This is a genomic window from Streptomyces sp. NPDC005811 (assembly GCF_040630405.1).
Taxonomy (GTDB): domain Bacteria; phylum Actinomycetota; class Actinomycetes; order Streptomycetales; family Streptomycetaceae; genus Streptomyces.
This window is the reverse complement of sequence record NZ_JBEXXK010000101.1, coordinates 1-18,512: the sequence shown is the minus strand read 5'-3', so window position 1 is coordinate 18,512 and position 18,512 is coordinate 1. Positions and strand designations below refer to the sequence as shown.

Annotated in this window: 17 protein-coding genes; 6 read left to right on the top strand and 11 right to left on the bottom strand. The window is 71.5% G+C overall.

Features of this window, described 5'->3' with window-relative positions; translation table 11 throughout:
* Positions 1 to 51: 51 nt before the first annotated feature.
* Genes ABZ490_RS50735 through ABZ490_RS50700 form a run of 8 tightly spaced genes read right to left on the bottom strand, consistent with a single transcriptional unit; the run spans position 52 to position 6,618 of the window.
* Positions 52 to 384 carry a metal-sulfur cluster assembly factor gene (locus tag ABZ490_RS50735; RefSeq protein ID WP_171140724.1) on the bottom strand — a complete coding sequence of 111 codons (333 nt, stop codon included), beginning with the start codon at positions 382 to 384 and terminating at the stop codon, positions 52 to 54.
* Entirely contained in the window at positions 381 to 845 is a 465-nt protein-coding gene (sufU, locus tag ABZ490_RS50730) for a Fe-S cluster assembly sulfur transfer protein SufU (protein WP_067258568.1), read from the bottom strand. The genes ABZ490_RS50735 and sufU overlap by 4 nt, the downstream gene beginning before the upstream one ends.
* Positions 846 to 861: 16 nt before the next feature.
* Complete coding sequence (locus ABZ490_RS50725) at positions 862 to 2,118, bottom strand: cysteine desulfurase (RefSeq protein ID WP_359007351.1); 1,257 nt, start codon at positions 2,116 to 2,118, stop codon at positions 862 to 864.
* Entirely contained in the window at positions 2,115 to 2,900 is a 786-nt protein-coding gene (sufC, locus tag ABZ490_RS50720; RefSeq protein WP_359007348.1) for a Fe-S cluster assembly ATPase SufC, read from the bottom strand. The genes ABZ490_RS50725 and sufC overlap by 4 nt, the downstream gene beginning before the upstream one ends.
* 7 nt (positions 2,901 to 2,907) lie before the next feature.
* Positions 2,908 to 3,225 carry a non-heme iron oxygenase ferredoxin subunit gene (locus ABZ490_RS50715; protein WP_359007345.1) on the bottom strand — a complete coding sequence of 106 codons (318 nt, stop codon included), beginning with the start codon at positions 3,223 to 3,225 and terminating at the stop codon, positions 2,908 to 2,910.
* A complete protein-coding gene (gene sufD / locus ABZ490_RS50710) occupies positions 3,225 to 4,406 on the bottom strand; it encodes a Fe-S cluster assembly protein SufD (RefSeq protein ID WP_359007342.1) in 1,182 nt (393 codons plus the stop codon). The genes ABZ490_RS50715 and sufD overlap by 1 nt, the downstream gene beginning before the upstream one ends.
* 59 nt (positions 4,407 to 4,465) lie before the next feature.
* On the bottom strand, positions 4,466 to 5,887 hold the full coding sequence (gene sufB, locus ABZ490_RS50705) for a Fe-S cluster assembly protein SufB (RefSeq protein WP_055636903.1): 1,422 nt from the start codon (positions 5,885 to 5,887) through the stop codon (positions 4,466 to 4,468).
* Positions 5,884 to 6,618, bottom strand: coding sequence for a metalloregulator ArsR/SmtB family transcription factor (locus ABZ490_RS50700; protein WP_359007338.1), 735 nt, complete (start codon positions 6,616 to 6,618; stop codon positions 5,884 to 5,886). Before ABZ490_RS50700 ends, sufB begins: the two co-directional genes overlap by 4 nt.
* 173 nt (positions 6,619 to 6,791) lie before the next feature.
* Between ABZ490_RS50700 and ABZ490_RS50695 the strand changes: the two genes are divergently transcribed.
* The 4 genes from ABZ490_RS50695 to ABZ490_RS50680 all read left to right on the top strand — a co-directional run bounded on the left by ABZ490_RS50695 (position 6,792) and on the right by ABZ490_RS50680 (position 11,741).
* The gene (locus ABZ490_RS50695; protein ID WP_359007335.1) at positions 6,792 to 7,589 is read left to right on the top strand and encodes an AAC(3) family N-acetyltransferase; all 798 of its coding nucleotides are present in this window, start codon (positions 6,792 to 6,794) and stop codon (positions 7,587 to 7,589) included.
* A gap of 88 nt (positions 7,590 to 7,677) precedes the next feature.
* Positions 7,678 to 8,601, top strand: coding sequence for an ABC transporter ATP-binding protein (locus ABZ490_RS50690; protein ID WP_359007332.1), 924 nt, complete (start codon positions 7,678 to 7,680; stop codon positions 8,599 to 8,601).
* Between the two features lie 50 nt (positions 8,602 to 8,651).
* Complete coding sequence (locus tag ABZ490_RS50685; protein ID WP_359007356.1) at positions 8,652 to 9,368, top strand: ABC transporter permease; 717 nt, start codon at positions 8,652 to 8,654, stop codon at positions 9,366 to 9,368.
* Between the two features lie 90 nt (positions 9,369 to 9,458).
* Positions 9,459 to 11,741, top strand: a complete 2,283-nt coding sequence (locus ABZ490_RS50680) for a glycogen debranching N-terminal domain-containing protein (RefSeq protein WP_359007329.1) — start codon at positions 9,459 to 9,461, stop codon at positions 11,739 to 11,741.
* Here ABZ490_RS50680 and ABZ490_RS50675 read toward each other — a convergent pair.
* Positions 11,728 to 12,903, bottom strand: coding sequence for a glycosyltransferase family 4 protein (locus ABZ490_RS50675; protein WP_359007325.1), 1,176 nt, complete (start codon positions 12,901 to 12,903; stop codon positions 11,728 to 11,730). The two genes, ABZ490_RS50680 and ABZ490_RS50675, sit on opposite strands and share 14 nt — an antisense overlap.
* Positions 12,904 to 13,049: 146 nt before the next feature.
* On the opposite strand from ABZ490_RS50675, the gene ABZ490_RS50670 reads away from it, so the two are divergent.
* Entirely contained in the window at positions 13,050 to 15,815 is a 2,766-nt protein-coding gene (locus ABZ490_RS50670; protein WP_359007322.1) for a tetratricopeptide repeat protein, read from the top strand.
* Between the two features lie 25 nt (positions 15,816 to 15,840).
* A complete protein-coding gene (locus ABZ490_RS50665; RefSeq protein WP_359007319.1) occupies positions 15,841 to 16,851 on the top strand; it encodes a COX15/CtaA family protein in 1,011 nt (336 codons plus the stop codon).
* A gap of 3 nt (positions 16,852 to 16,854) precedes the next feature.
* Here ABZ490_RS50665 and ABZ490_RS50660 read toward each other — a convergent pair whose 3' ends face one another.
* Complete coding sequence (locus tag ABZ490_RS50660) at positions 16,855 to 17,961, bottom strand: amidohydrolase family protein (RefSeq protein ID WP_359007316.1); 1,107 nt, start codon at positions 17,959 to 17,961, stop codon at positions 16,855 to 16,857.
* Positions 17,962 to 18,034: 73 nt separating this feature from the next.
* Entirely contained in the window at positions 18,035 to 18,376 is a 342-nt protein-coding gene (locus tag ABZ490_RS50655) for a hypothetical protein (protein ID WP_359007314.1), read from the bottom strand.
* Positions 18,377 to 18,512 lie beyond the last annotated feature (136 nt).

Genomic DNA, 18,512 nt, shown 5'->3' with positions numbered 1-18,512 from the left:
CGGCACCCCTCGCGAGGGGTGCCGCCACTTCGTCGTGTCCGCCGGGTGATCTCAGACGTTGAAGCCGAGCGCGCGCAGCTGCTCGCGGCCGTCGTCCGTGATCTTGTCGGGGCCCCACGGGGGCATCCAGACCCAGTTGATGCGGAGTTCGTTGACGAGGCCGTCCGTGGCGGACTTGGCCTGGTCCTCGATGACGTCCGTCAGCGGGCAGGCCGCGGAGGTCAGGGTCATGTCGATCGTCGCGATGTTCGCGTCGTCGATGTGGATGCCGTAGATGAGGCCCAGGTTGACGACGTCGATACCCAGCTCGGGGTCGACGACGTCGTACAGGGCCTCGCGGACCTCGTCCTCGGAGGCCGGCTTCATCTCCACGGTGTCGCTCATGCCGTCTTCCTTTCGGCGTCCGAGCCCAGGGCCTGGGCCGTCGCGTCCTTCCACGCCATCCAGCTCAGGAGGGCGCACTTGACCCGGGCCGGGTACTTGGAGACACCGGCGAACGCGACCGCGTCCTCCAGCACCTCCTCCATCGCGTCGTCGGGCTCGATCCGGCCCTTGGACTGCATCAGCTCCAGGAAGGTCTCCTGGATCTTCTGCGCCTCGGACACGTCCTTGCCGACCAGGAGGTCGTTGAGGACGGACGCGCTGGCCTGGCTGATGGAGCAGCCCTGGCCCTCGTAGGAGACGTCCTCGATCTTCGTGCCGTCGTACTTCACCCGCAGGGTGATCTCGTCACCGCAGGTGGGGTTGACGTGGTGCACCTCGGCGTCGCCGTCCCGCAGACCACGCCCGTGCGGGTGCTTGTAGTGGTCCAGGATGACTTCCTGGTACATCGAGTCCAGCTTCACGGTTTCAGCACGCCCCTCAGCCGAAGAAGTTCCGTACGTGCTCCAGGCCGTCGACCAGTGCGTCGATCTCGGCCGGCGTGGAGTACAGATAGAACGACGCTCGCGTGGTCGCGGGAATTCCGTACCGCAGGCAGACCGGGCGGGCGCAGTGATGGCCGACACGGACCGCTATGCCCTGCTCGTCCAGCACCTGGCCCACGTCGTGCGGGTGGATGTCGCCGAGCGTGAAGGAGATCGCCGCACCCCGGTCCTCGGCCGTGCTGGGGCCGATGATCCTCAGGTCCGGCACCTCCGCCAGACGGCGGACGGCGTACTCCGTCAGCGCGTGCTCATGGGCGAGGACCTTGTCCATGCCGATGGCGTTCAGGTAGTCGATCGCCGCGCCCAGACCGACCGCCTGGGCGATCGGCGGGGTGCCCGCCTCGAACTTGTGGGGAGCGGGAGCGTACGTCGACGAGTGCATCGACACCGTCTCGATCATCTCGCCGCCGCCGAGGAACGGGGGCAGGTCCTCCAGGAGTTCCTGGCGGCCCCAGAGCACACCGATGCCGGTCGGGCCGCACATCTTGTGGCCGGTGAAGGCCACGAAGTCGGCCTGGAGGGCCTGCACGTCCAGGGGCATGTGCGGCGCGGCCTGCGAGGCGTCGATGCAGACCAGCGCGCCGACCTCCTGGGCGCGGCGCACTATCGCCTCGACCGGGTTGACCGTACCGAGGATGTTCGAGACCAGGACGAAGGAGACGATCTTCGTCTTCTCCGTGATGATCTCGTCGATGTTGGAGAGGTCGAGGCGGCCGTCGTCCGTGAGGCCGAACCACTTCAGCTTCGCGCCCGTGCGCTGCGCGAGCAGCTGCCACGGCACGATGTTGGAGTGGTGCTCCATCTCGGTGATGACGATCTCGGTCTCGCGGTCCACCCGGTAGGGCTCGTCGGCCCAGCCGAGCATGTTCGCCACGAGGTTCAGCGACTCGGAGGCGTTCTTGGTGAAGATCACCTCGTCGCGGCTGGGCGCGTTGATGAACGCCGCGACCTTGTCGCGCGCGCCCTCGTACAGCGCCGTGGCCTCCTCGGCGAGCACATGCACACCGCGGTGGACGTTGGCGTTGTAGCGCTCGTAGTACTCGCTCAGGGCGTCCAGCACCTGGCGCGGCTTCTGCGAGGTCGCCGCGTTGTCCAGGTACACGAGCTTCTTGTCGTCGTGGACCAGCCGGTCCAGGACGGGGAAGTCCTTACGGATCGCCTCGGTGTCGAGGAGGCCCGGCAGCTGTGTCACTCGGATGCGCCACCCTTCGTGTGGACTGCGTCCTGCTTCGCATAAGCCTCGTAGCCCTCGGCCTCCAGCTTGTCGGCGAGCTCGGGGCCACCCGACTCGACGATCCTGCCGTTGGCGAACACGTGCACGTGGTCGGGCTTGATGTAGCGCAGGATGCGCGTGTAGTGCGTGATCAGCAGGGTGCCGACCTCGCCGGTCTCCCGGACGCGGTTGACGCCCTCGGAGACGATACGGAGGGCGTCGACGTCCAGACCGGAGTCCGTCTCGTCGAGGATCGCGACCTTCGGCTTGAGCAGTTCGAGCTGGAGGATCTCGTGGCGCTTCTTCTCACCGCCGGAGAAGCCCTCGTTGACGTTGCGCTCGGCGAAGGAGGGGTCCATGTTGAGGCGCTCCATGGCCTCCTTGACCTCCTTGACCCAGGTGCGCAGCTTGGGGGCCTCGCCGCGGATGGCGGTGGCGGAGGTGCGCAGGAAGTTGGAGACCGAGACACCGGGGACCTCGACCGGGTACTGCATCGCCAGGAACAGGCCCGCGCGGGCGCGCTCGTCGACGGACATCTCCAGGACGTCCTCGCCGTCGAGCAGCACGGTGCCGCTGGTGATCGTGTACTTCGGGTGGCCCGCGAGGGAGTAGGCCAGGGTCGACTTGCCGGAGCCGTTGGGGCCCATGATGGCGTGCGTCTCGCCCTGCTTCACGGTGAGGTCGACGCCCTTGAGGATCTCCTTCGTGGCGTTGTCGGCCTCGACGGTGACGTGCAGGTCTCGGATTTCAAGCGTTGCCATGGTGGCCTCAGGACTCCTGGGTGAGGGAGACGAGCACGTCGTCCCCTTCGATCTTGACGGGGTATACGGGGACGGGGCGCGTCGCGGGAAGACCGGACGGCTTGCCGGTGCGGAGGTCGAACGCGGAGCCGTGCAGCCAGCACTCGATCTGGCAGTCCTCCACCTCGCCCTCGGAGAGCGAGACGTTCGCGTGGGAGCAGATGTCGTGGATGGCGAACACCTCTCCCTCGGTCCGGACGACCGAGACCGGCGTGCCGTCGAGCTCCACCCGCTTCGGGGTGTCGTCCTCCAGCTCGCTCAGCCCACAGGCGCGTACGAAGGTCATCAGACCGTGGCCTCCAGCTCGGCCTCGATCTTCTCGAGCAGCCGCGCCTCGATGTCCTCGACACCGATCTGCTGGACCAGTTCGGCGAAGAAGCCGCGGACCACCAGGCGGCGGGCCTCGTCGGCCGGGATGCCGCGGGCCATCAGGTAGAAGAGCTGCTCGTCGTCGAAGCGGCCGGTGGCGGAGGCGTGGCCGGCGCCGACGATCTCGCCGGTCTCGATCTCCAGGTTCGGCACCGAGTCGACGCGCGCGCCGTCCGTGAGGACCAGGTTGCGGTTCATCTCGTAGGTGTCGGTGCCCTCGGCCGTGGCCTCGATCAGCACGTCACCGATCCACACCGCGTGCGCGTCGTCGCCCTGGAGGGCGCCCTTGTAGACGACGTTGGACTTGCAGTGCGGGACGTTGTGGTCGACCAGCAGGCGGTGCTCCTGGTGCTGGCCCGCGTCGGTGAAGTACAGGCCGAACAGCTCGGCCTCGGCGCCGGTGCCGGCGTAGGCGACGCGCGGGTGCAGGCGGACGACGTCGCCGCCGAAGGTGACGACGACCGACTTGAAGGAGGCGTCGCGGCCGACCAGGGCGTTGTGCTGGGCCACGTGCACGGCCTTGTCGTCCCAGTCCTGGACGGAGACGACGGTGAGCTTGGCGCCGTCGCCCAGGACGTAGTCGACGTTGGCGGCGAGGACGGCGTCACCGGTGTGGTCGATGACGACGACGGCCTCGGCGAAGGCTCCCAGCTCGATGACCTGGTGGCCGAAGGAGACCCCGCCCTCGCCGTGCACGGCGATGCGGATGGGCTCGGTGAGGACCGTCTCCTTGGGGACGGTGATCACGCCGGCCTTCTCGAACGCCGAGTAGGCCTGGGCGGCGACCCGGTCCACGGGGGTGCCGGCCTTGCCGAGGCGCGGGTCGTCGCGGTCGACGGTCTCGACGGTGACGCCCTCGGGGGCCTCGACGGCGACCTTGACGCCCTCGCCGGTCGCGACGGCGGTGCCGTCGTGCAGACCGCGCAGGCGCTCCAGCGGGGTGAACCGCCACTCCTCCTCGCGGCCGTGCGGGACCGGGAAGTCCGCGACGTCGAAAGAGGGGGGCGCGCTCATGCGCGTGGCGACGGTCGACTCGGCGGCGACCGCGATCGCTCCCGCGGTGGTCGACCCCACGGGGATGTTCTGAGCCTCAGCCATGGCTGTCGTAATGCTCGCTTTCCGTTACGTAATGGGCTTGATGGGGTGCGGACCGGTGGTTAACCGACCGCGCCTTCCATCTGCAGCTCGATCAGCCGGTTGAGCTCCAGCGCGTACTCCATCGGCAGCTCCTTCGCGATGGGCTCGACGAAGCCGCGCACGATCATCGCCATCGCCTCGAACTCGGAGAGACCGCGGCTCATCAGGTAGAAGAGCTGGTCCTCGGAGACCTTGGAGACGGTCGCCTCGTGGCCCATGGACACGTCGTCCTCGCGGACGTCCACGTAGGGGTAGGTGTCCGAGCGGGAGATGGTGTCGACGAGCAGCGCGTCGCACAGCACGTTGGACTTGGAGCCGTGGGCGCCCTCGCCGATCTCGACGAGACCGCGGTAGGAGGTACGGCCGCCGCCTCGCGCCACCGACTTGGAGACGATGTTGGAGGAGGTGTTCGGCGCCATGTGGACCATCTTGGAGCCGGCGTCCTGGTGCTGGCCCTCGCCCGCGAAGGCGATGGAGAGGGTCTCGCCCTTGGCGTGCTCGCCCATCAGGTAGACGGCGGGGTACTTCATCGTCACCTTGGAGCCGATGTTGCCGTCGATCCACTCCATGGTGGCGCCCTCGTAGGCGACGGCGCGCTTGGTGACCAGGTTGTAGACGTTGTTCGACCAGTTCTGGATGGTCGTGTAGCGGCAGCGGGCGTTCTTCTTGACGATGATCTCGACGACCGCGCTGTGCAGGGAGTCCGACTTGTAGATCGGGGCGGTACAGCCCTCGACGTAGTGCACGTAGGCACCCTCGTCGACGATGATCAGGGTCCGCTCGAACTGGCCCATGTTCTCGGTGTTGATCCGGAAGTAGGCCTGGAGCGGGATCTCGACGTGCACGCCCTTCGGCACGTAGATGAAGGAGCCGCCGGACCACACGGCCGTGTTCAGCGCGGCGAACTTGTTGTCACCGGCGGGGATGACGGTGCCGAAGTACTCCTTGAAGAGCTCCGGGTGCTCCTTCAGGGCGGTGTCGGTGTCGAGGAAGATGACGCCCTGCTCCTCCAGGTCCTCGCGGATCTGGTGGTAGACGACCTCCGACTCGTACTGGGCGGCGACACCGGCGACGAGGCGCTGCTTCTCGGCCTCCGGGATGCCCAGCTTGTCGTAGGTGTTCTTGATGTCCTCGGGCAGGTCCTCCCAGGACTCCGCCTGCTTCTCCGTGGAGCGCACGAAGTACTTGATGTTGTCGAAGTCGATGCCGGAGAGGTCGGAGCCCCAGTTCGGCATGGGCTTCTTCTCGAAGAGCTTCAGGCCCTTGAGGCGGAGCTTCGTCATCCACTCCGGCTCGGACTTCTTCGAGGAGATGTCGGTGACGACCTCCTCGTTGATGCCGCGCCGCGCAGAGGCACCGGCGGTGTCGGAGTCGGCCCAGCCGTATTCGTACTTGCCCAGGCCCTCGAGTTCGGGGTGGGCAGTCTCCGTGGGGAGAGTCATGCGGGGTTCCTCCCGGCCGTGCTTGCAGATGCGTTGTGGGAAATCTTGGGGATGAACGTCGTGCAGACCCCGTCGCCGTGGGCGATGGTGGCCAGTCGCTGGACGTGCGTTCCGAGCAGCTTGGAGAAGACCTCGGTCTCGGCCTCGCAGAGCTGTGGGAACTTCTCCGCCACGTGGGCGACCGGGCAGTGGTGCTGGCACAGCTGCTCGCCGACCGGTGCGCTGCGCGCCGTAGCAGCGTACCCGTCCGCGCTCAGGGCCCTGGCCAGGGCTTCGGTGCGCTCCTCGGGGGCGGCCGCCTCGATGGCCTCGCGGTAGGCGCCGGCCTGCTCGGCGATCCGCGCGCGGGCGAAGGCGACGACGGCCTCGTCCCCGCCGAACTGCTGCTGGATCCAGCGCAGGGCGTCGGCGGCGAGGGTGTCGTAGGACTGGTCGAAGGCGTCCCGGCCGCAGTCGGTGAGGGCGAAGACCTTCGCCGGGCGGCCGCGGGTGCGCGCTCCGTAGACCCGCTGCTCGCGGGGTTGTACGACGTCGTCGGCGGCCAGGGCGTCGAGGTGGCGGCGGACGGCCGCGGGGGTGAGCCCCAGGCGGTCGGCCAGCTCGGCGACGGTCGACGGCCCGTGGTCCAGGATGGACCGCGCGACGCGGTTGCGTGTCGAACGCTCACCGGTCGCGAGCTCCTCATGAGGGGCCCCCATGGGGGTCTCCCGAGCCTCGCCGACGTTTTTCACAACGCCATTGTTGCGTAATTCCTCGAACGCAGGCAAGCCGCGCCCGGTCCGCCCCGCGGTGCCCTGCGTCACTTAGGCATACCTAATCTGACCTGCGGAAACGATCACTGATCGATCAAAGCCCCGATTAAACCAGTGGCACCGGCGGCCCGCTCAGGGGACACTGCACGACCATGCCCACACCCCCTCCGACCGGCCCACTTGTCACCCGGGAGACCCTGGCGGCGCAGCTGCGGGACCTGGGTGTCGAACCGGGCGAAACCCTCCTCGTCCACTCCTCCCTCAGTTCCCTCGGCTGGGTGTGCGGAGGCTCCGTCGCGGTGGTCCAGGCGCTGCGGGACGCCCTGGGGCCGGACGGCACGCTCGTGGTCCCGACGCAGACCGGCGAGCTGTCCGATCCGGCGCAGTGGAGCCGTCCGCCGGTGCCGCGGGAGTGGTGGGAGACGATCCGCGCCGCCCTGCCGCTCTACGACCCCCTGGTCACCCCCAGCCGGGGCCTCGGGGTGATCCCGGAGACCGTGCGCACCTGGCCCGGAGCGCTGCGCAGCGCCCATCCGCACACCTCGTTCGCGGCGCTCGGCCCACGGGCCGCGGAGATCGTCGAGGGGCACGCCGTCGACTGCCGGCTGGGCGAGCGCAGTCCGCTGGCCCGGCTGGAGCGGCTGGGGGCGCGGGTGCTGCTGCTGGGAGCCGGGTACGACTCGTGCACCAGCTTCCACCTCGCCGAGTACCGGATCCCGGCCCCGCTGGTGGAGGTCGGCAGGCCCGGCCCGCACGGGTGGGAGGCGGTGACCGAGGTGTCGATCGACTCCGACCGTTTCGACGAGCTGGGGCACGACTTCGAGCGGGACCGGCCCGTCGTACGGGGGAAGGCGGGCGCCGCCGACGTACGGCTGTTCCCGGTCGCGGACGCGGTCGCCTACGCCGAGCGCTGGCTGGCGCTGCACCGCCCCCGCGAGGAGGAGTTCTGACCTCCGGCGGCCCGGTGCGCGGTCGCTTTCGGCCGGTTCCGGTACCCGGCGGTCGGAGCGCCCGGCGGCGAACCTAGACTCTGGGGCCATGCGAACTGAGCCTGTCGTCCGGGTCCAGGCCCTGGTGAAGCGGTACGGGACGAAGACCGCGGTGGACGGCCTGGAGCTGACGGCCCGGGCGGGCGTCACCGCCGTCCTCGGACCCAACGGCGCCGGCAAGACGACCACGATCGAGATCTGCGAGGGGTACCGCAGAGCGGACTCCGGCACCGTCCGCGTGCTGGGCCTCGACCCGGTAGGACAGGCGTCGCAGCTGCGGCCCCGGATCGGGGTGATGCTCCAGTCCGGGGGCGTGTACTCGGGGGCGCGGGCCGACGAGATGCTGCGGCACGTGGCGAAGCTGCACGCGCATCCGCTGGACGTGGACGCGCTGATCGAGCGGCTCGGGCTCGGCTCCTGCGGCCGGACGGCGTACCGCCGGCTCTCCGGCGGCCAGCAGCAGCGGCTCGCGCTGGCGATGGCGGTCGTCGGCCGCCCGGAACTGGTCTTCCTGGACGAGCCCACCGCCGGACTCGACCCGCAGGCCCGCCGCGCCACCTGGGACCTGGTCGAGGACCTGCGCGCGGACGGCGTCTCGGTCATCCTGACCACGCACCACATGGACGAGGCCGAGCAGCTCGCCGACGACGTGGCGATCATCGACGGGGGCCGGGTCATCGCCCAGGGCTCCCCCGAGGAGCTGTGCCGCGGCGGCGCCGAGAACACCCTGCGCTTCTCCGGCCGCCCCGGCCTCGACGTCGCGTCCCTGCTCAAGGCGCTGCCCGCCGACTCCTCCGCGGCCGAGCTGACGCCGGGCTCGTACCGGGTGGAGGGCAAGGTCGACCCGCAGCTGCTGGCGACCGTCACCTCGTGGTGCGCGCAGCACGGGGTGATGCCGGACCGGATCTCGGTCGAGCGCCACACCCTGGAGGACGTCTTCCTGGAACTGACCGGCAAGGAGCTGCGCTCGTGACCGCCACCGGCACCTACACCCCCCGGCCCGGCGCGGCCCCGCTCCCCCGCATGATCGCGGCGCAGGCGGCGCTGGAGACGAGGATGCTCCTGCGCAACGGCGAGCAGCTGCTGCTCACCGTGGTGATCCCGACGCTGCTGCTGGTGCTGTTCAGCAGCGTGGACATCATCGACACCGGCGCGGGCGCGGCGGTGGACTTCCTCGCCCCCGGCATCCTCGCCCTGGCGGTCATGTCCACGGCCTTCACCGGACAGGCCATCGCGACGGGCTTCGAGCGCCGCTACGGCGTGCTGAAGCGGCTCGCGGCCTCCCCGCTCCCCCGCTGGGGGCTGATGGCGGCGAAGACCGCGTCCGTGCTGGTCACCGAGGTCCTCCAGGTGATCCTGCTGACGGCGATCGCCTTCGCGCTGGGCTGGGACCCGCACGGGAGCCCGCTCGCCGTCCTGCTCCTGCTCGTCCTCGGCACGGCGGCCTTCTCCGGGCTGGGTCTGCTGATGGCGGGCACGCTGAAGGCGGAGGCGACCCTGGCCGCGGCGAACCTGGTCTTCCTGCTGCTGCTCGTGGGCGGCGGGGTCATCGTCCCGCTGGACAAGTTCCCGCCCGCCGCCCAGGACGTCCTCGGCCTGCTGCCGATCTCGGCCCTCTCCGACGGCCTGCGCGACGTCCTCCAGCACGGCGCGGGCATGCCCTGGGGGGACCTGGGGATCCTGGCGGTGTGGGCGGTGGCGGGGCTCGCGGCGGCGGGGCGGTTCTTCCGCTGGGAGTGAGGCGGGCGATGGGGCCGGATCCGGCCCCTGGGGTGTCCGGCACGGTACGCCGTGCGAGTGACGCGCGGGCGAAGGGGGAAGAGACGCCCCGTGTACGAGTCCGCGGGTTCCTCGGGTGTGCGTGCGCTGCAGCCCCTTCTGCACGACGTGGTGATCTGCGTCGCGGCCCCGGCCTTCGCCGCCTCGCCCCGCGACGGGCAGCTGCGCGGTCTGCGGGCGGAGGGCTTCTACGGCCATGACCGCCGGCTGCTGCACACGGCCTGTCTGCTGATCGACCGCCGTGAGCCGGAGCCGATCGGTGTCCAGCCTCTCGGGCCGGACCGGGTGCGGTTCACCTCCGTGCACCGCTATCCGGCCGACCGCACGGACGACCCGACCGTGATCATCGAGCGGGTGCGCACGGCCGGACGGGGCGAGAGCATCCTGCTGCGCAACGTCGGCACGGTCTCCCGGCTCCTCCACGTGGAGCTGGCCCTCGCCACGGACCTGGCGGACATCGCCGAGGTGAAGCGCGGCCGGACGGGTCCCCCGGTACGCTGCACCGCCGACGCCGCGGGCGGCCTGGTGTGGGAGACCCCGACGGGCCGTGCGGAGGTCCGGACGCCCGCACCGGAAGCGCCCGCACCGGAATCCCCGGCCGACGCCCTGACGCCGGACACCGGGGCCGACGCCGGTGCCGGTACCGGCCCCACCGATCCGGGCAACGGCCCAGGCGCCCTCGACCGTCGTCACGGCACCCCAGGCGGCCGGCCCGGCACCCCCGCCGGCCCGGTCGGCCCCCGGCCCGCCGATCCGCCCGGGGTCGCCGACGGCCCCGAGGGGGGCACCTTCACCTGGCCGCGGCTGCTGTTGCGGCCCGGGGAGAGCCGGCAGATCAGGCTGACCGTCGAGGGGGGCGCGGTGCCCGCGCCGCCCGGGCATCCGGGGGCCCCGAGCACGGGCGCGCCCTGGAGCGAACCGGTGGTGCGCGGGGACCGGCGGCTGGTCGCCCTGGTCCGCCGCGGGCTCGGCGACCTGGGGGCCCTGCGGCTCGCGGACCCCGAGCGCACCGCCCCCGACGGCCCGGAGGACCAGTTCATCGCGGCGGGCTGCCCCTGGTATCTGGCCCTGTTCGGGCGGGACTCGATCTGGTCGGCGCGGATGATGCTGCCGCTCGGCACCGGGCTGGCCCGCGGCACCCTGTGGGCGCTGGCCCGCCGCCAGGGCACGGCCCACGACGTGTTCCGCGAGGAGGCGCCGGGCCGGATCCTGCACGAGCTGCGCCCCGCCGACGCCGAGCACGGCCACGGACTGCGGCTGCCCTCGCGCTACTACGGCTCGGTCGACGCGACGCCGCTGTTCGTGACCCTGCTGGTGGAGGCCTGGCACTGGGGTCTGCCGGAGGCGGACGTGGCGGCGCTGCTGCCGTACGCCGAACGCGCGATGGAGTGGGTGCTGGAGACGAGCGCAGGGGACGAGGACGGGCTGCTGCGCTACTACCCGCGTCCGGGCGGGCTGCGCCACCAGTCGTGGAAGGACAGCGAGGACGCGGTGCGGGACGCCGCGGGCCGTCGTATCGAGCCGCCGCTGGCGCTGTGCGAGGTGCAGGGGTACGCCTACCAGGCGGCGACCGGACTGGCCGACCTGCTGGCGGGCCGGGGCCGCAAGGAGGACGCGGAACGGCTGCGGCTGTGGGCCACCGGGCTGCGCAAACGCTTCTCGGACGCGTTTTGGCTGGACTCGCCGGAGGGGCCCGCCCCGCGCTATGTGGCCATCGCGGTCGGCCGCGGCCTCGACCCGGTCAGCGGGCCGGCGTCCAACATGGGCCAGCTGCTGTCCACGGGGATCCTCGACCCTCGGGGCTGCCGGGACGTCGCGGCCTGGCTGGCCCACCCGGAGCTGAACTCCGGCTGGGGTCTGCGCAGCCGCTCGGCCGCGCTGCCGGGCTTCAATCCGATGAGCTACCACGGCGGTTCCGTGTGGACCCATGACACGGCGATCGCGATCCAGGGCCTGTGCGCGGCGGGCTGCGCCGCCGAGGCCGCCCGGCTCACCGACGGCCTCCTGGAGGCGGCCGCCCACTTCGCCCACCGGATGCCGGAGCTGTACGGCGGGGACGCCCGCACCGAGGGCTCCCCCGCCCCGCTCGCCTATCCGGCGGCCTGCCGGCCGCAGGGCTGGTCGGCGGCGTCGGGCGTGGCCGTGCTGTCGGCGCTGCTGGGGCTGCGGCCGGACGCGGGGCGCCGGACGCTGCACGTCCGGCCGACGCCGTTCGGTGCGCTGCATGTGTCGGGGCTGCGGCTGGCCGGCCGGGAACTCTCCGTCCGGGTGGACCGGGAGGGCCGCAGCGGGGTGTCGGGGCTGCCGGAGGGGTGGACCGTCACGACGGGGTGAGCTGATCCCGGTACAGGTCGAGCATCGGTTCCAGATAGAACCGCCTCAGGTCGAAGTGGCGTACGACGTGCTCCCGGGCGCGTCGGCCGACCGCCTCGGCGCGGGCGGGGTCGTCGAGGAGCAGCGCGATGCGGTCGGCCAGACGGGCCACGTTGCGGTCGGGCACCAGGAAGCCGATCTCCTCGTCCGCCTCGATGCCCTCGTCGAGTCCGCCCATCCGGGTGACGACGACGGGCCGGGCGGCGCACATCGCCTCCAGCGGGGCCAGTCCCATGGGCTCGTCGAACATCGAGGGATACACCACGACGGAGGCTCTTTCGTAGAGCGCCCGCATATGGTCCACGCCGGCCTCGGTGAATTCGACGACCCCCTCCGGAATGTTCAGTTCTTTAATGAGTTTCTGCAATTCCCCATGGAATCCGACCGTTTCGCCATGGAAATCGACCGTATTCTCGACACCCGTACGCATGAGCACCAGCCGGGGCGTCACCCGGAGTCCCGGACGGGTGCGGAGGATGTGGTGCACGGCCCTGATGGCCAGCTCGGCCCCCTTGTCGGGGATCAGTCGCGCGGGGAGCAGCACCATCCCCGGTTCCTGCACCCCGAGGACGGGCACGTCGAGGTAGGCCGCGGTGTCGATGCCCAGGTAGCGGCGCTCCACCTTGAAGCCGAGCTGCCGGGTGCAGGCCTCGCTGAGGAAGTCGGAGACCGCGAAGTGGAGATGCCAGTCCCGGCAGGCCTCGGCCGCCGGATTCGACTCCTCGCGCCAGATGCTGTGGTACGTGTGCAGCAGCCGCAGGCCGAGTTCCTCGCGGAGTCCGGCGAGCGCGCGGGCGGGGGCCTCCGAGAAATGGTGCAGATTGTGCCCGTGGACGATCCTGATCCCCCGACGGGTGATCAACTCTCTGAACCAGGGCGTGAGTTCGGGTTCGCCGGGAGCGGGGAGCGCGTCCGGTGAGAGGTCCAGTGCCGAATGCCGCTCGATCGTGATCGTGCCCTCGCCCGGGGTGCCGGACCGGCCCGGCACCGCCGCCCCGGGTGTCCCGGTGAAGACCGTGACGTCCACCCCGCGGGCCGCGAGCAGGCGCGAGAACTGCCACAGATGGGTCTCCACCCCGCCCACGCAGGGGGGAAAGGACCAGTGCACCAGTCCTACATGCATTCTCTGATCCTCCGTAGGAATAATTCTGCTGCACAAATATGGAAGACGGAGTATGGCCCTTGGACAATGAGGGGTTCAACCTCGACCGGCGCGGGAATCGTCGCACACACGGCGCGGGCAGGGGATGTGACACCGGGGGAGCCGCCATGGGAGTGTCCAGGAACAACGGGGACGGTTCGGGCAAGAGGTGGTTGGTCGGCCTGTACACGGCCACGACGGGTTCGGTCGCGGTGCTGCCGATCGTGGCCGATCACGCGAACGGCCCCGCGCTGTGGGCCGTCGTCTCGGTGACGGGTCTGCTCGGCGCCGCCTCCGCCTTCTTCACCCGGCACTCGCTCGGGCGGGGCACGGGATCGTCCGCCGAGGAGCCGGCCTCCGGTGAGGCCTCGTACGTCCCGCCGCACAACCTGCCCTCCCTCTCCCGCTACTTCACCGGCCGGGACACCGAACTGGGGCACATCCGGCGGATGCTGACGGACGGCGACCAGCAGGGCGCCCCGCGGCGGATCGTCGTCATCCACGGCATGGGCGGTGCCGGGAAGACCCAGCTCGCGGTGGCGCACGCCCGCACCCACGCGCAGGCCGACACCACCACGCTGACCTGGTGGCTGCCCGCCACCAGCACCGAGCGGCTGCGCGACCGGCTCCTCGAACTCGCCGCCATCCTCGGCCTGCCCGCCCACGAGAGCGAGTACGTGGTGCTGTCCCGGCTGTGGGGCTGGCTGCGCGACAACCCGGGCTGGCTCCTGGTGTACGACAACGTGCAGCCGGACGGCGACGAGGCCGGGGCGCCGGCCGACGGCCCGCACGGGCTGGAGCAGTTCCTGCCGTCGGACCAGTGCCGGGGCACGATCCTGATCACCACCCGGGTCCGCCAGGGCTGGGCCGAGCTGACCGAGCACCGGCTGGAGCTGCTCGGCCTCAGCCCCACCCGGGGCCGCGCCTTCCTGCGGCTGCGCATAGACGGCGCGGCCGAGGACACCGAGGACGCGTCGCTCGACGCGCTGGGCCGGCAGCTGGGCTGGCTGCCGCTGGACCTGGAGACCGCCGGCGCGTACATCGAGCGGGAGGGCATCAGCGTCGAGGACTATCTGGCGCAGCTGCCCGACCACACCTCGACGAGCGGGTTCGAGACGTTCCGGCTGTCGGTGGAGCGGATCTCGCGCGAGGCGCCGGAGGCGGAGAACCTGCTGCGGCTCTGCTCCTACCTGGCCTCCGAGGACGTACCGCACTCCGCGCTGTACGAGCACCGGGCGGTGCTGCCGGACGGGCTGCGGCGGGCCATGGAGCACGAGCGGGTCTTCCACCCCATGGTCCGTGAGCTGGTCGAGCACTCGCTGCTCACGGTCAGCGGCGACCAGCGCAAGGGCTCGATGACGTTCGGGGTGCATCCGCGGGTGCGGCAGTTCATCCGCAGCCGGATGGACCAGGACGACCGGGTCCTGTGGTCGCGGGTCGCGGTGCGGGTGGTGGAGGCGGCGTTCCCGGCGTGGCCGGAGCAGCCCGAGGTGCGCAGCGCCTGTGAGCGTCTGATGCCGCACGCCGACGCGGTGATCACCGAGGTGTCCTGGGCCTCGGACGACCGGGTGGCCGGCGGGACGGCCCGCCGGGCGCTGATCGAGTTACTCCACCGCGTCGGCGTCTACCAGGAGCAGCGCTGCAACTGGACACGCGCGCTGACCTTCTTCCAGTGGGAGGCGGAGCTGCGGCAGGACTCCGGCGCCCCGGACGGCGCGGACGCGCTCGGCCGGGTCACGGCCCAGCTCGCGGTGGCCCGTCAGCACTTTCTGCTGGCCCACCTCGACGACGCGCACGACGAATGCCTGAAGGCGCTGGTGCAGTGCCGCCGGCACACCGGCGACGGCCCCGCGTTCGTCGAGCTGGAGGCGCTGTGCCACCGCCAGCACGGGGGCATCCTGCGCGAGAAGATCCTCTTCGACGAGGCGCTGGACGCGGTCCGTGAGGCCGTCCGGATCTACGAGGCCCAGGAGGACCACGAGCCGGGCTGGGAGAGCCTGGAGTGGGCGGTCGCCGAGCAGGAGATCGGCATGATCCACCGCAACGCGGGCCGGCTCGCGCTCGCCCTGGAGTCGTACGCCCGCGCCGAGGCGCGCATCCCGCAGCGGGCCAGTCAGGTGCCGGTCCAGCATGTGCTGTTCCAGGCGATGCTGCGGCGGGACACGGGCATCGTCGCGCAGGACCGCGGCGACCTGGGCACCGCCGAGGCCCTGCTGGAGGACGCCCTCGCGGTGTTCCGGGAGCACCGGGGTCTGGAGGACTTCGAGACGTCCCAGGTCGCCAAGTTCCTGGCCGACGTCCACCGCCGGCAGGCCGAGGACCTGCGCGAGCGGGCCCGGGCCACCTGGCATCCGCTGCGCCGGCGCGAGCTGCACCGGCGGGGCCGGGAGAAGCTGCGCTCGGCGGCCGAGCTGCTGGAGCCCGTACTGGAGCTGCACCACAACCGCAGCGAGGCCGAGCCGCACAAGTACGCCGCCTGCCTGAACAAGATGGGTTCGCTGCAGGCCGCGCAGGGACGGCTGCCCGAGGCCCTGGAGACGCTGGACCGAGCCCACCGGATCTACACCCAGAAGTACGGCATCGATCACCACTACCGGGCGAAGACCCTCTCCCGGCTCGGTCCGGTGATGCTGATGGCCGGTGACCGGCAGGGTGCCGAGGCGGTGCTGCGCGAGGCCGAACGCATCTTCCGGGCCCGGCTGGGCGCCGACCACCCCTCGCTGGTCGCGGTGTACGAACGGCTCGCCGAGTGCACCGACGACCCGCGGGAGGCCGCGGACCTGCTGGTCCGGGCCGAGCGCATCGGCACGGCCCGGTGGCACGGCACCCCTCCCCCGCCGCCCGACGGCACCCGTGAGGACCCGGCGCTCGTCGCGGAGACCCGACCCTCGTGAAAGCGTGCACAAGCGGCGGCCTACGATGGTGGGCGTGCCAAACGTGACCCGTGCCGACGCCGTAGCGGCGCTGCGCAACCCGCTCGCCCTCATCGCCGAACGCTGGACCCCCGCACCCCGGACGGTCCAGCGGGCTGCCCTGTCCGCGCTGGTGATGTCGGTGATCATCGTGGTCACCGGCGGTGCCGTGCGCCTCACCGGCTCCGGCCTCGGCTGCCCGACCTGGCCCAAGTGCACGGCCGACTCGCTCACCGCGACCAGCGCGATGGGCTTCCACGGCGCCATCGAGTTCGGCAACCGCATGCTGACGTACGTCCTGTGCGCCGCCGTCGGCTGGGCGATCATCGCCGCGCGCGCGGAGAAGCCGCGGCGCGCGGGGCTGACCCGGCTGGGCTGGGCGCAGTTCTGGCTGGTGATGAGCAACGCGGTCCTCGGCGGGATCGTGGTGCTGGTCGGCCTCAACCCGTACACGGTCGCCGCGCACTTCCTGCTGGCCTCGGCGCTGATCGCGGTCGCCGCGCTGATGTGGCAGCGCACCCGGGAGGGCGACGGGGAGCCCCGGCCGCTGGTCGGCAAGCCGGTGCGGCAGCTGGTGTGGTTCCTCGTCGTCGCCTCGGCGCTGCTGATCGCGGTCGGCACGGTGGTGACCGGCGCGGGTCCGCACGCGGGTGACTCCAGCGAGGTCGAGCGGATGCCGCTGGACTGGGAGACGGTGGCCAAGCTGCACGCGGTCCTCGCCTGGATCGTGGTGACGCTGACCTTCGCCCTGTGGTTCATCCTCAAGGCGGTCGACGCCCCGCGCGGCCCGCTGAACCGCACCCGGGAGCTGTTCCTGGTGCTGCTGGCGCAGGGTGTCATCGGGTACGTCCAGTACTTCACGAACCTTCCCGAGGTGCTGGTGGGCCTGCACATGCTCGGGTCGGCGCTGGTGTGGATCTGGGTGCTGCTGGTGCTGCTGGCGCTGCGGGAGCGTCCGGCGGCGACGGTCGGTCTGCCGGGTCCGGCGGCCGAGGCCGCGGTCGGCTCGAACGCCTGACGTTCAGCTCAGCCCGTACACGCGGCGGGCGTTTCCCGCCGCCACCATCCGCGCCACCCGCTGGGCGTCCGCCAGGGACCACGCGCCCTCGGCGACCCAGCCGCCCAGGACCCGGCCGAGGGCCTCGCGGAACAGCCGGGCGCCGACCACGTGCAGCTCGGGCAGCGCCTGTGCCCCGCTGGAGAACAGGATCTTGCCGAAGGGGGCCAGTTCCAGGATCTCCGCGAGGACCGTGGCGGCGCGGGCGCCGGTGCGCACGAGCGCGGCCCCGGAGTCGGTGTGGACGTGCGGGAAGACGGCGGCGAGGTGGGCGGCCTGGCGGTGGTAGGGGTAGCCGTGCAGCAGGACCAGGTCGGTGCCGAGGCCCGCCGTGGCGCGCACGAAGCCGGTCAGCAGCACGGGGTCGGTGCGGTCGATGCGCGGGCCCGGTCCGCCGAGTCCGGCGTGCAGCTGGAGGGGCCGTCCCGAGGCGACGGCGATCCACAGCAGATGCCGTAGCAGCACGGGGTCGCGCAGCTCGCCGCCGACGCGGCGGGCGGCCAGCCAGCGGCCCGCGGCGCCCCGCACCTCACCGGGTCCGGGCGGTTCGGGCGCCAGGGCGAGGCCGTGCCGGACCCCGGCGACGGAGGTGAAGGCGACCGCGCCGGCGGCGGCCGAGTGGACGGCCTCGGCGAGATTGGCGAGAAAGGCCTCGACCGTGCCGGAGGTGTCGGCGACCTGCTCGGCCAGCAGTTCGAGGCGGACGATCTCCCGGGCGTCGGCGGCCCCGGCGGAGGCCAGCTCCTCCGGTCGGGTGAGGTCGCCGGGCAGCCCGGTGTCGACCAGGTAGGTCGTGACGCCGCTGCCGCGCAGCAGTCTGCGGCCCGACTCCAGTACGCCGAGTTCACGCCGCCGGGCGAGATAGCGGGCGGGTGAGCAGTGCGGTTCCAGGCCGAGGAGCGGGGGGCACCAGCGGCGTACCGCGAATCCGGTCTGGGTGTCGAAGAGGGTCGTACCGGGGGCGGGCGGGCCCTCGGTACGGGCCAGCTGGGCCTCGAAGGTGCCGAGACCCAGCTCGGTTCTGAGCACGCCGTGGCAGTACTGGTCCACCAGGGACGGCGTTTCGATCATCGGGACTCCCGTGACTGGACCTCGTACCGATGAAGGTCCTAACGGGTGAACCCGGTGTCAGGTGTTGGGTCGGTCAGCCCTTGCCCGGTCCGCCCACCTGGATTCCGGCCATACGGGTCCATTCGTACGGCCCGGTCCGCACCTTGGCCGCGAACTCGCCGTCGAAGGACTCGTGGACCGTGATGCCGGCCTTCTCCACGGCCTTCCCGGCGATCTCCACGGAGGGCGCCACCAGGTCGCCCCAGCCGCCGTCCTCGCCGACGAGGACGATCCGGGCCCCGCGTTCGCCGATGTACGCGACCTGGCCCTCGGCCCCGCCGTGCTCCTTGGCGAAGGCGCTGATCTGCTGCGCGAGCCGGGCGATGCGGCGCCCGTCCTTCGCGTCGGCCTGCTGTGTTTCTGCCGTGTCTGCCATGGTCAGGATGCTACCGACGGGTAGATCGAACGGCGACGGCCGGGGGGGGGGGGGGTGCGAGACCCCCCCCCCCCCCCCCCCGCGCAACACAGCGGAAACAAACACCAGAAAAAAAGACAACAACAATAAGATAACG